The sequence below is a fragment of the Candidatus Bathyarchaeota archaeon genome, from assembly GCA_026014685.1.
Classification (GTDB): Archaea; Thermoproteota; Bathyarchaeia; order Bathyarchaeales; family Bathycorpusculaceae; genus Bathycorpusculum.
In genome coordinates, this window is the sequence record JAOZHW010000010.1 from 1 (window position 1) to 12122 (window position 12122).

General features: G+C 46.6%; 13 protein-coding genes and 1 tRNA gene. 8 read left to right on the forward strand and 6 right to left on the reverse strand.

Annotated elements, in window-relative coordinates; all coding sequences use genetic code 11:
• Window positions 1-347 precede the first annotated feature (347 nt).
• A tRNA-Gly gene (locus NWE96_08390) sits at window positions 348-424 on the reverse strand.
• Between the two features lie 272 nt (window positions 425-696).
• On the opposite strand from NWE96_08390, the gene trxA reads away from it, so the two are divergent.
• Entirely contained in the window at window positions 697-1020 is a 324-nt protein-coding gene (trxA, locus tag NWE96_08395) for a thioredoxin (protein MCW3984000.1), read from the forward strand.
• Window positions 1021-1024: 4 nt separating this feature from the next.
• Here the strand turns inward: trxA and NWE96_08400 are convergent, their stop codons facing one another.
• From NWE96_08400 to NWE96_08410, 3 genes are all read right to left on the reverse strand, one after another.
• A complete protein-coding gene (locus NWE96_08400) occupies window positions 1025-1657 on the reverse strand; it encodes a hypothetical protein (GenBank protein MCW3984001.1) in 633 nt (210 codons plus the stop codon).
• Between the two features lie 54 nt (window positions 1658-1711).
• Window positions 1712-3481 carry an ATP-dependent DNA ligase gene (locus NWE96_08405; protein MCW3984002.1) on the reverse strand — a complete coding sequence of 590 codons (1770 nt, stop codon included), beginning with the start codon at window positions 3479-3481 and terminating at the stop codon, window positions 1712-1714.
• Window positions 3482-3636: 155 nt separating this feature from the next.
• Complete coding sequence (locus NWE96_08410) at window positions 3637-6264, reverse strand: PQQ-binding-like beta-propeller repeat protein (GenBank protein MCW3984003.1); 2628 nt, start codon at window positions 6262-6264, stop codon at window positions 3637-3639.
• Window positions 6265-6531: 267 nt separating this feature from the next.
• On the opposite strand from NWE96_08410, the gene NWE96_08415 reads away from it, so the two are divergent.
• Window positions 6532-6948 (forward strand): flavodoxin domain-containing protein, encoded by a 417-nt coding sequence (locus NWE96_08415; protein MCW3984004.1) that lies wholly within the window; start codon window positions 6532-6534, stop codon window positions 6946-6948.
• Window positions 6949-7318: 370 nt separating this feature from the next.
• On the opposite strand, the gene NWE96_08420 is transcribed toward NWE96_08415, so the two are convergent.
• Together NWE96_08420 and NWE96_08425 are read right to left on the reverse strand one after the other, a co-directional pair.
• The gene (locus tag NWE96_08420) at window positions 7319-7840 is read right to left on the reverse strand and encodes a nitroreductase family protein (protein MCW3984005.1); all 522 of its coding nucleotides are present in this window, start codon (window positions 7838-7840) and stop codon (window positions 7319-7321) included.
• Window positions 7841-8009: 169 nt separating this feature from the next.
• Window positions 8010-8222 (reverse strand): hypothetical protein, encoded by a 213-nt coding sequence (locus NWE96_08425; protein ID MCW3984006.1) that lies wholly within the window; start codon window positions 8220-8222, stop codon window positions 8010-8012.
• Between the two features lie 192 nt (window positions 8223-8414).
• Here NWE96_08425 and NWE96_08430 point away from each other — a divergent pair, with 192 nt between their 5' ends.
• The 6 genes from NWE96_08430 to NWE96_08455 all read left to right on the forward strand — a co-directional run bounded on the left by NWE96_08430 (window position 8415) and on the right by NWE96_08455 (window position 12121).
• Window positions 8415-8684 carry a 60S ribosomal protein L22 gene (locus NWE96_08430; GenBank protein ID MCW3984007.1) on the forward strand — a complete coding sequence of 90 codons (270 nt, stop codon included), beginning with the start codon at window positions 8415-8417 and terminating at the stop codon, window positions 8682-8684.
• Between the two features lie 148 nt (window positions 8685-8832).
• Window positions 8833-9018, forward strand: coding sequence for a hypothetical protein (locus tag NWE96_08435; GenBank protein ID MCW3984008.1), 186 nt, complete (start codon window positions 8833-8835; stop codon window positions 9016-9018).
• Between the two features lie 312 nt (window positions 9019-9330).
• Entirely contained in the window at window positions 9331-10296 is a 966-nt protein-coding gene (locus NWE96_08440; GenBank protein MCW3984009.1) for an ABC transporter ATP-binding protein, read from the forward strand.
• Window positions 10296-10961, forward strand: coding sequence for a hypothetical protein (locus NWE96_08445; protein ID MCW3984010.1), 666 nt, complete (start codon window positions 10296-10298; stop codon window positions 10959-10961). Before NWE96_08440 ends, NWE96_08445 begins: the two co-directional genes overlap by 1 nt.
• 198 nt (window positions 10962-11159) lie before the next feature.
• The gene (locus tag NWE96_08450) at window positions 11160-11726 is read left to right on the forward strand and encodes an AAA family ATPase (GenBank protein MCW3984011.1); all 567 of its coding nucleotides are present in this window, start codon (window positions 11160-11162) and stop codon (window positions 11724-11726) included.
• Window positions 11714-12121 (forward strand): hypothetical protein, encoded by a 408-nt coding sequence (locus NWE96_08455; protein ID MCW3984012.1) that lies wholly within the window; start codon window positions 11714-11716, stop codon window positions 12119-12121. The genes NWE96_08450 and NWE96_08455 overlap by 13 nt, the downstream gene beginning before the upstream one ends.
• Window position 12122 lies beyond the last annotated feature (1 nt).

A 12122-nucleotide genomic window follows, 5' to 3' on the forward strand; every position in this document is an offset into this window, starting at 1 on the left:
CCTCTTTTTGCGAACTGGCTTTGAACATGTCTGATTTTTTTCTCCTTTGTGTATTTTTGTCCAACAGTTCGGCTGTTAGACGCATATACAATATGTCCACAACTGGACATATCTTGAATACAGAGTAACAATACACAACCATATAAACCCTAACACATAACCCAAGCATAACAAAACACAACCAAACACAACAAAAAACACGAAAAACCATCAAAACATACATCAAAAAATGGAAAAAATAACCCCCAAAACAAACTGTACAACAAATCAACAAAAAACACACAACAAAACATCACCCCCATGAAAAAAATGGGTATCTCAATTGAATCAGAATGTAATAGCACGAATGGTGCGGTAACCGGGATTTGAACCCGGGTCCTAGACTTGGCAAGCCTATGTACTAACCAAGCTGTACTATTACCGCACTCAGTTTCGCAACCAACAATCTAAAAACTTCCTAATAAACTATAACAGTTCCCTAACCCTCTCCCCTTCGTACAAACACAACCTTAAGCAAGTTCTACGCGATTGCACCAGCACTTCTTGCTTTTTGCCAAAATAATTGAAAGTAGTTTGAACTATTTGGGATTACGATTCAGCATGAAGAGACTGCTGATGTCAGGTATGCACGCGTGCACGAACGGTTTATATCAAACATCCCCTTAACTTTAGTAAGGTTTTAGAGGAGAAAAATTGATGAGCACCGAACCTTTCCATGTAACTGATTCAAATTTTGAACAAACCCTAAAAACTAACAAGTTTGTTTTGGTTGACTTCTGGGCTAACTGGTGTGGTCCCTGCCGAGCGTTAGCACCCACAATAGCTGAAATCGCCAAGGAATACAGCGGCAAAGTGTTGGTGGGCAAACTTGACGTGGACGAGAACCCTGTTACAGCAGAGAAATTTCAGGTTTTTAGCATCCCGACTATGATCTTGTTTAAAGACGGAGTGGAAGTTGATCGCCTTGTCGGTTTATGCCCAAAAAACCGAATAACCGACACTTTAGCTAAACATCAGTAAGCGCTTAGGCGCTTTTCATTTTCTCATACATCTTCTCAAACGTCCAGCGTACACTGGATTTGAGTTCCTTTAAGCGGTCTTCATCGACGTTTTTGATGATGATTTCTCGTATTAAGTCGCCTTCGCGGACGATGTTGTAGCTGAACATTTTGTCAGGGGTGAGTTGTCCGAGGCGGACGAGTTCTTTGTCTTTTTCCTGCATCTTTGCAAAGACTTTTTCCACCAAGAAATTGGTGAACGGAGGCGTGTTGACGTTGAAGTTTTTGCTTTCGTCAGGCATAACATGGATGGTTTGTTTATCAAAATACATCAATGCGAGTGCTTCGTCTGTCATGGTTTTTAGGGGTATGACGGTTTCCTGTTCCGCTGGAGTTGCGGGTGGTGCTGGCGCTTGTGTGGGTTTGGGTTGCTCAGCGGCCGATTTGGGCAAGACCACTTCTTTAGGCATTGACGCAGGCGGGGCTGTGGTGACTTCTTTTATGTCGCCTCGCTTGAAACCTTTCTCGAGCAAAATAGTGTTAACAGTGTCCAGCGTTGCCTGAACTTCTTTAACTTCCGCGTTGAGCCTTTCAAGCTGGTCTTCGAGCCTTTTTTTGAAAGCAATCATGGACTTCATTTTTTCAGGGTCTTGAGCCAAACAATTGCACCCGCACTACAATGCGTACTTGGGCTTTATCTGTTTTAGCTTTTGTTATGCGGGCAATTCACCGATTTTTTTGAGTTGCGCATTGTACATTTCCACGATTTCCTTTGACGTGGTAGCGTCCGTTGGGCTTTTGTCAGTGCGGTATTTGCCCGTGAATCGCGGAAAACGAATAGCCATGCCGCTGCCTTTTCGTACGGAATCCATAGCCGCCATGTGAATAGGGCTCAAGGTGACTTCTGCACCCAAAATCTCCAACACCACCGCAGGCTCAAACCACACATCTGCCTCCAATGTAGATTGGACGCGACTGTTTTTGCGTGGAACAACATGTTTCTGGAGCATTTCGTGGAGGGTTGCAAGGTCTTTATCGGTGAAACCTGTGCCACATTTGGTAACCGTCTCAAACGTGTCAGATTCAGGGTTATAAGTTGCCAAAAGTAGCGCACCATATGCGCCGACGCGTTTTCCCCGCCCATGAAAAGCACCCACCACAACCAAATCAACGGTGTCGGTCATTTCGCTCTTGTAGTCGCGCTTGTACTTTATCCACAACCAGCCTCTGTTGCCTGCTTGGTAGACGGATTCTTTGCCAACGGATTTACACATCACGCCCTCACAGCCGTCTTCTATGGCTTCCTCAAAGAAATCCTCCAATTCCTTGGGGTTCTTGACGAGTTTTTGGGTGGCGGGTTTTAGGCGGTCGTTTGGTTTTATGATTTTTTCAAGAGTTTTCCGCCTTTGCGGAAAGGGTTCCTGTGTTAGGTCTTTGCCGTCGACGTAGAGTGCATCGAAAGAAAACAGAGAAATTGGATATTGAGCTATGGCTTCTGCGACGCCGTATTTGCGTCTGCGATGCATGAGTTCTTGGAAGGGACGCATGTCGCCTGACTCTAAATCCATAGCGACGCATTCAGCTTCAAGTATAGCTTCTTTTGCGTCAACCTGAGTGCGAATTAACTCAACAGCATCGGGGTACTGGTCTGAAATGTTCTCCAGCCTCCGAGAAAAAAGGACCACTTTGTCCCCACTTTTGTGCGCTTGAACGCGCTCACCGTCGTATTTGTATTCGGCTACACATTTGCCGCCGAATTTTTCCAGTATCTCCTCAGGGGCACCTAAGCGTTCAGCTAGCATGGGACGTATGGGTTCCCCGAACATTACTTGGAATTTTTCGATGCCTTCTAAACCTTTTTCAGCCACTACGCTGGCGACCCGTCCTAAATCCGAGGAAATGTTGTAGGCACGTTCGATTTTTTCTCGAGCTTCTTTACCGCCACCATAAGCGATGGCTAAGGCGTCAAGTACAGTCATGTCAGCGATGCCGAGGCGCAGGTTGCCTGTCACGGTTCGGATGAGCCATTTGGCTTCTTTGGGCGATGCATCTGTGAGCAAACCTGAGAGGAGCGCCATCTTCGTGTCTACCGCGCCCGAACCAGTCGTCTTAGCGAGTTTGTCCAGTGTTTCGTAGACGCGCTGCACAGTGAGTGTTTTGGTGAAGAAAGTTGATTGCTTGCGTTTTGAGAGCTGTTTTTCTGCGGTTTCGCCGATGTCTCCGCTTTTCTGCAGTTCCGCTTGGATTGCGCTTTCGCTGCCGCCTGAGGCGCGGATGAGGGCTTTTATGGCAAGTTTTTCAGCCACGCCCATCTCGATGCCGACGAAGTCCGGGTAGAGTTTTCCCTGTGTTAGGTAAACTACTCGGGAGATGATGTCTTTGGGTGTTTTTTTGAGCAACTCCACTAGGTGGTCGGTCATTTCTAGGCGTTTGGTGGTGGCTTCGATTTTCTCGTAGGATTCCGCGATTACTTTGTAGTCCATGCAGTTTTCGCTCTCTGATACTGGATTGTGGGTATTATAATTTAAACCCCTTCATGCTTTGTCGGAGAATAATGATAACGCATGGTTACATCTAAGAATAGTATGCTGTTACAAAAATTAAAAAAAGGAAAAAGGGGGAAGAGTTTAGGTTTTGTTTATGGCCGTTTGCGTAGAACTACGATAATGACTACGCTCATGATGGCTACGAACACGAAGAGACCTGCGATTGCTGGAATGAAGTAGAGGTCAGCTGCGGAGGGTTCCTGTGTGGGTTGTGGGGTTGGTGTTGCTGGAGCAGAGACTGCGTAGAATGATGTTCTGGCTGATGATCCGTAGTAGCCGTTGGTTCCTTCAAAGATTGCTATTACAGTGTATGCGCCGTCAATGTCGGGTGCCCACGCATAGGTGAACATGCCGCTTGCGTCGGTTGTTGTGGTGCCGATTGTGCGGTAGTTGCCGTTTGAGTCAACTACGTTTATGGTTACAGGTACGCCTGTGACGTCCATGGGCATTGGTTTCTGCATGTAGACGTATTCCATCCATGAGCTCATGCTTGCGTCAGAAACACAGGGAACACCATTGGGGAACCGTGCTGCTTGCTCGTTCTGTGTTGTGCCTGCTGCGATGTCGGTAACGGTTCCTCTGATGACTATGGGTGTGCCGACGGTTGTTGCGACATCTGGAGCGGTCACGGTCATTTTGCTCGGTCCTTTGCCGATGGAGTAGACCTGCATGTCGTAGGCGTTGAGGTAAGCTATTTGTCCGTCTGCTGTTGGGAAGCCAAAGTCAGCGAATCCGCCAACTGAAGCCCAACTGTCCATCTTCCAGATTTCTTGGCCTGTCGTTGCGTTTAAGCATCGGATCTTGTAGTCTCTGTATAGTGGAACGTTTGGTGAGTGTTCGTTGCTGTAGACGTAGACTTTGTCGTCGCAGATTGAGCCGACAAAGGTTGGGTAGAGTCCCCAGGAGGTTTCTGTGCCGCTGTTTGTGCTGTTGCCTTCGCCGCCGCCACCGTAAGACCAGACTACTTTGCCGTTAGATGTGTCGTATGCGAAGATTTCGCCACCGTAGCCGCCGACGTAGAGTTTGCCGTATGCTACGTAGCCGATTTGTGCGACACCGCCGCTGCCGATGGTTGGGTAGTAGTTGAATGCGCGTGTTTCACCGACTGGGCCCCATTTGAGGTTGCCGTTGTCGAGGCTGTAGCCGTACCATTGCATGGTTTCTTTGGTGCTTACGAAGAACATGCGGTTTGTTGGGTCTACTGTGCCGAGTTGTAGGGTAATGTTGCCTGGTGGTGTTTGTATGTCTTTAGACCACATCAATGAACCGCGTGAGCCTTCTTTGAGGTTGATTGCCCAAATGGTTGCGAAAGCTGTGCTACTGCCTGCTGCGACGCCACCCCATGTGGGTTGGCCAAAGGTTGATCTCATGTTGCTGTAGCCTAAGAGCAAGTCGTTATCGATTACCCAGCCTACACCAGCGTTGGTTGTTGGCAGTGTTGGAAGGGTTACGTTCCAAGAGTATGATTGGCGTAGTGTTGTGTTGAAGACTTGGTTTACTGGTCGGTAACCACCTGATGATAAGAGGTTAACTGGACCGTTGCTTACGACCTGTGTGAAGTTCCACAATGCTAGCCACTTGTTTGGAATGTTGATTTGATAGATTATTGGTTCACCGTATGGTCCGTAGCTCATGGTTCCTGAGGGGACGTCGGTTATGTTGCATACCCAGTTTCCTGTCCATGGATCAAACATCATCCATGTAGTGCCTTGAGTAGAGATCAAGTACGAGATTGCACCGTGCTGGTTTGGTGTTTCAACGTTTATGACTGCTCCAAACGAGGGGTTAACGCTGTAGTTTTGGAACCATATTTGTTGGCCAGTGCGTAAGTCGACACATATGTATCCGCCGCCTGCACCGTTGTTGCTGTGGGGTAATCCGTAGTAGAGTCTACCGCTAATGATGATTGGGTTGTTGAACTTAGTTTCGTAAGACAAGCCTGTGTAGAATGCTGCGCCTTCAACGCCTGTTGGAGATGATGGCGAGTTCGGTAGTTGGTCAAGGTTGTTTCCGCCCATGATACCGCCGAAGGTTATGGGTTTAGTCCACATAACGTGTGGTGTATCTGGTGCTGTGCCGTCTGGTTGGAAGCGTACTGAACCGAAGCTGTATGCTGCGCCCATTGGTCTGATGTAGTTTGAGGAAATTGAGTACCAAAGTGCGTTCTGTCCTTCGATTGGTCTTGTCCAGTATTCAGTCGGCAGGGGTGTTACTTCTCCGCCGGGTGCTGGTTCTTCTTGGACGGTTAAGGTTGTGACTGCTGAGCTAGGTAAGTATGTGTCGTTAACGAATAGTGAAGCAGGGTTGTATGCGTAGTCTGTGTATTTTTGTCCGGGGAAGGTAAAGTTGAATGTGTATGTGCCAATCTGGTTCGGTGTAAATGCGGTGTATGCAGATGAGGTTGTGTCCCAGACTGTTTCCCATGTTACAGTTTCGGTTTTTCCGTCAGGAGCAGTTATTACCACTTTGAAGTTGTGGAATCTGATGTTGTTGGTAATCAGTGCCCCGTCAGGGATTTTGTCAAGCCAAACTACCACTGCGACTTGTTGGCCGACGCCTGCTGGGTTGGGTGAGACGTTGATAAATGCAAATGTTGGGATTTGCCATGCTGGGGTATGTGCTGATGCTGTTTGCATTAGTGCCAGTGAGGCACCTGTTGATATTACTAGTATTGTTGCGATTAAAAGTGCTAGAGTTTTCACTTTGTTTTTATTTGACATTTTTCTTTTCTCCTTGTGGCAGTAAACTAAGCGTTTGATGCATATTAACGTTTCAGGGGTCGCCAAAATCAAAGAATTCAGGCACTTTTTTGGACAATTATACCAAGCAAACCTGCACTTCTTTGTATTTATTTAATAATGAAAGTATACGTTTCGCCGAAAAGCACCGCGGTTGTTACAAAAAATTTCTCAAAAGAATCCTTAAAGAGCATTTAAAGCAAGAACGCTCTAGAAGATTATATAGCCAAGTAAAAGCTACTAACCCCTATGAACGCTTGTGTAGTTTACTTTTCCAGAACTGGAAACACAAAAAAATTCGCCCAAGCCATAGCAGACGCCACAAAAGCCCCCCTATACGACCTAAATTCGGCAGCAACCTCAACACTGGAAAACTGCGACCTGCTAATCTTCGGAACCCCCGTTGAAGGCGCCAGCCCCACAAAAGAAGCCCTCACCTACATAGAAAACATGCCCACTGTTTCAGGCAAAAAAGCAATCTTGTTCTGCACCTATCGCCTCTTTGGAAACCAGCGAGCCATGAAAACCGTAGAGAAGGCACTATCTGCTAGGGGCTACGAGACGATTTTGAAGGTTTCAAAGAAGGGGATGAAGCCTGAGCAGCAGCAAGTTGACTTCTCAAAAGAGCTAGCTCAAGTGAAGAAAGCTCTGGAAACTGTAACATAAAATAAAGAAAGGACAAATGGACGTTCGGTATCAAAACGTAGTGATGATGCTATTTTAGGCTCCGTCTATTAGGTGTGCTGTTCCGTCTGGACAGTATACTTTGTCAAATACTTCAGCAATATGATAGCGTTTGCTACATGCTTTCATTTCGGAGCATCCATCGCAATCTCGCGACAACATTTCTATTCTTTTCCTCCTGATTACTATTAAAGAGGCACTTTAGGTGTGTTATGATCAGCGTTCTACTGATTCACACATCTAACTGTTACCTCAGATAAAGCCACATAGAAATATGGATGTGACTTTTAAATTTTATGATGTCTCAATACTAACGCCTCAACCTTGAAATCGAGCAGAAAAACCGCTTCAGCTAAAAGCTTTCGTTGTAGACCACTTCACTTGCGGGTCGTCTGGACCTTGCAGGCGGAGACTCATCGGGGTACCCGACGGGAATCATGGCGACTGGCCGCATCTCTTCGGGGGCTTTCACGATTTTTCTAACCGCCTCTTCCCTGAATGCGCCAACCCAGCAGGCACCCAAACCCAAAGAGCAAGCAGTTAAAAGAATGTTCTGAGTTGCTGCCGCGGTGTCTTGAATGCAATAAAGCATCCTGCCGCGTTCCCCGTAGCTTTGTTGGGCACGTTTTTCATCCGCGCAAACAACAAACACAACCGGTGCCTCTGCAACCATCCTTTGCCCCAGAGCGGCTTTTGAGAGAGCCAGCTTTGTCGCTTGGTCTTTGACGAGCACAAACGCCCATGACTGTGCGTTGCCTGCGGAGGGCGCGAGGAGTGCCGCTTCGACGAGTTTGTCGATTGCTTCTTGGGAGACATCTTGTTTTTTGAAGGCTCTTATGCTTCGGCGGTCTTTAATTGCTTCTACGAGTTCCATAATGGTCCCCTACACTGAAGTTTGGTTGTAGAAAATAAAACCGTTTCTTTCTGCGGCACTTTAAGCGTAAGAGTCTTAAGTTTTACTGGAGATTTTACTTTTGGAATGATGTGCACTAGAGTCTGAGCTTACGCTGTGAATAAGACTCGACGGGCAAACTGACCAAAAATTAACCAACATGAATGGCCGTTACGTCTTCGCCGTGGAATTCTCCATGCACAGTCCGCAGATGCTTCAAATGCACCGTGTGAAGATGTTGCTCAGCAGCCTCTTTTAAGTCGAATTTTCTGCCGCATTCGGGACACATGAACTCTTTATCGCTGATAGGGGTTATTTTTGTGCTGTGTCCTTCGGTATGTTTGGGTTCATCTAAATTGGACATGAACAAACCTCAGTTCCAATGTCTGCGAGAATTTATTTTAACGTATGTGGCTGTAAGCAAGTAACCACAAACACTGCTCCATAAGGAACATGCCACTGAAGTAGCATGAGCGGAAAATTTATCAAGCCTGTAGCTGTCAACAAACAAGCACAACGCAAACTTATTGCGATGCTCATCGAGGTGAAATAGAACATGGTTGAAATGAAAGTTGACGCTTCCGAACTCAAAGGCGACCTAATAGAAAAACTCTCAGATTTCCTCAAAGAAAAAACAGGCGGAGAAGTCAGCACAGAAGGCAAAACCGTAACCGTAAAAGGCGAAGGCGAAGCACTCAGCAAAAAATACGTGCGCATAACCGTCAAAAAATTCCTACACAAGAACGAGTTGACCGACACCTTCAAAGTCATCGGCGACGAGGAAGCACTCAAAATTAAAGAGCGCAAAATAGTCGAAGAAGACTAAACCCTCTTTTCCCAAAATTAGTTACTTTTTGTATGACCTAAATCTTAGTTTTTGTTGTCCTAAAGTTTGAACACCTTGTTCGATGGCTTAGCATTAAATCAAAACTTCACATAATGATACTTGTATATGTGCGTGTGAGGGTAAAGATTTGAGCCACAAAAATCTAACCTTAGGCGGGATCGCAATTTTTGTCTCCGCCATCGTTGCAACTGCAGTCTTGGCGACTTCATACTCTGCCCTGCAATCCCTTCAAGCCATAAACCCAGTTGCAGCCCTCACCGCCATTACAGCCGCCATAATCGGCTTAGCATGGTTCAAAAAAACCTGCCGTTAGTCCACTTCTTCCTCCCACGCTGTTTCTATAAGAATAAACTAGATTTTAAGGAGGGCTAAGCATGAACACATACTAAAAGAGGAGAAACAGCGGCATGGCAGTTAACTTTGTGTTCATGCTTAACCAATAATCACCCAAGTGTTTTTTGGTTAAATGCTTTTTTGTCAAGGTTTCTGGACTAAGGCTTAGTCAAGGTTTCTTGACTAACTTTGCAGAAGCTTTCACAGCTTGAAAACGGTTTCGCCTAACTTAAATACCTACAACCCAATAAAGTAACTCCACTCGCCAGTAAACGTTGATCGGGTGACTCCTATGAGCAAACGCCTAAACACAAACCAAGATTTCGTCATCCTAGACAAATTAACAAAGAACTTCAACGGCTTCAAAGCCCTAAACGAAGTATCCTTAACAATAAAACAGGGCGAAATCTTCGGCTACATAGGCCCCAACGGCGCAGGCAAAACCACCACCATGAAAATCCTCGTCGGCTTAATCAGCGACTTTCAAGGCCAAGTCACCATAGGCGGCTACTCAGCACCCGAAAAGAAAGACGAAATCCACAAACTACTAGGCTATCTGCCCCAAAGCGTAGCCTTTCAAGATTGGCGCACTATTGACCACGCACTGAAAACCTTCGGCAAACTCTCAGGCTTAACTGACGCACAACTTGAAGAACGCATCCCCCCGCTTCTGGACATGCTGGGCTTAGCTGACGCCAGACATAAACGGATTTCCTATTTATCGGGCGGTATGACGCAGAAAGTTGGGTTGGCTCAGGCGCTTCTTCATGAACCTAAACTATTGGTTTTAGATGAACCGATGGGTGGACTTGACCCACTGAGTCGCCGCCAATTCAAAGACATCGTGCTTAAACTCGCAGAAAAAGGCACCACAGTCCTCTTCTCCTCCCACATCCTAAGCGATGTACAAGATGTTGCCGACCGAGTGGGCATAATTAGCCACGGTCGAATCAAAGAAGTAGGCACAATTAGCGAGCTAAAAACCCACTTTATGCTCCAAAAAACCGTGCAAGTGCTCCTCTCAGGCGAAAGCAGCAGCTGGAAACAGTTAGGTTCAGTGAGAAACGTTTCAGAAGTGGTTCAACCTTCTTCGGGGGTAGTGTTGTTGAAGCTTAAAGCTGAAGCAGACGCAGACCAAGCCGTAAACGACATTGTGCAAAAAATCGTTGAATTACACATCCCTGTTCGGGGTATCTGGCAAGTGGAACCTTCGCTAGACCAAATCTACTTCAACTACGTTTCGGAGGCTGAAAACTAATGCAGCTCGCACTACTCTTCACCGATGAATTGAAGGGCTTTTACAAGTCTAAAGTTATGGTCTTCCTCTGGATAGGGTTACCCGTAATCGCCCTGTTATTCCGCTTCATTCAAGTCAGCTCAACAGGCCAAGAGATTCCCTTCACAGTTATCTCTTCGCTGGTTGTCTCAAGCATAGGAGGAACCTTAGCGGCGGTTATGTTGGCAGTGTTTTTAATTAACGAAAAGAACCGTCGTGTCTATGACCTATTCTTGATTAGACCCATAAAACGCCGAGACATATTGCTGGCCAAGTTTTTCTCGGTTTACACATGTGTTGCCATAGCAGCCGCCATAGCTGTGTTTGTTGGGATTGTGACAGACTTTGCCACAACAGGAACCCTTTCCTCTACAGTACTTACAAACGCAGGGCAGTCACTTGCAATAAGCTTAAGCATGATTGCTGTTTCCTGCGCGGCCGGCGTACTCATCGGTGTCGCTTCGCCCTCGGTGCTTGTCGGAGCCATACTGGTAATTTACGGAGGTAACCAGATTTCAGTCATTCCGCTCCTACCAACTTTGCTCAATTTACCCGACGCAACACTATTCACCATTATTATCGCCGTTGCCGTAGCTACTGGGTTACTTGCGGGAGCGATTGCACTGTTCAACAAAAAACAGTTCTAATTCAAACACGTCTTTATCGCCAAAATAATGGCGCTCAAACCTTTTTCCAGTTGCTTTCTTTAAATAAGGGAGGGGAGGTAGCGGCAGAGACGTCGCGTGATTCCAGCAGGTACGGATACGGAACCGTATGCGGTTTTAAATATGGGAATGTTTTTTTGTGTGGGTGTCTGCTATACAACCAAAAAAGGGTTAGAGAGAGTGGACGCTAACAAACTTGTTGTGGGCTTAGGCGGCATGCCAGGCGCAGGGAAATCGCTCGTTGTCGAAACCGCTAAAGAATTGGGCTATGACGTTGTGGCTATGGGTGACGTGGTGCGGGAGCAAACGCGGCTGCGTGGTTTAGAGCCGACGCCGCAAAACGTGGGTAAAGTCATGTTGGAATTACGTGCACAAGAAGGCAACTATGTTATAGCTAAGAAATGTATCCCCAAAATCGAGCAGCAACCCAGCAACCGTGTTCTAATCGACGGCTTACGTAGCCTTTTTGAAGCAGACATTTTCAGGGAGCACTTTGCAAGCTTTACGCTTGTGGCTGTCCATGCTCCTCCGCAGGTTCGTTTTGAGCGGCTTAGACTTCGCGGTAGAAGCGACGACCCCCCAAACTACGAAGTCTTTCACGAACGTGACATGCGTGAGTTGGGTGTAGGTTTGGGAAATGTTATAGCGATGGCTGAAAAGATAGTAGTTAACGATAACAGTATAGAGGGCTTCAAGGCGTTGGTGAAGGAGAATTTTGGTAGGATAGAGCAGAAATGGTTGAAGTAACGGTTATTGTGGAAGTGGAAGTTAACCCCACTGAAGACGAGACAAAAGTTCGTACTGCAATCAACAATGTTTTGGGAAACGCGGAGATAATCTTAAAACCTGCTCAGCGAGGCAGCATCCTAATTGCAGAGGCGAAAGGGCAGGATTCACTTACCAAACTCCGCAACATGCTCCGAAACGACCGCATCCGCGACGCCGCCAGACGTCTACTCTTCAAATCCACCCGCGGCAACACCATCAGTTTCTGCTTAAACAAGCAAGTTGCCTTTGCAGGGCATGTTTCTTTCTGTGAAGAAATCGCTGAGTCACCGCTTGGACCCATACGCTTTAAAATCGAAACTGACAATGCACAGCAACTGATTGAGTGGCTTGCCGAGAAAACAGAAAAAACCTGAC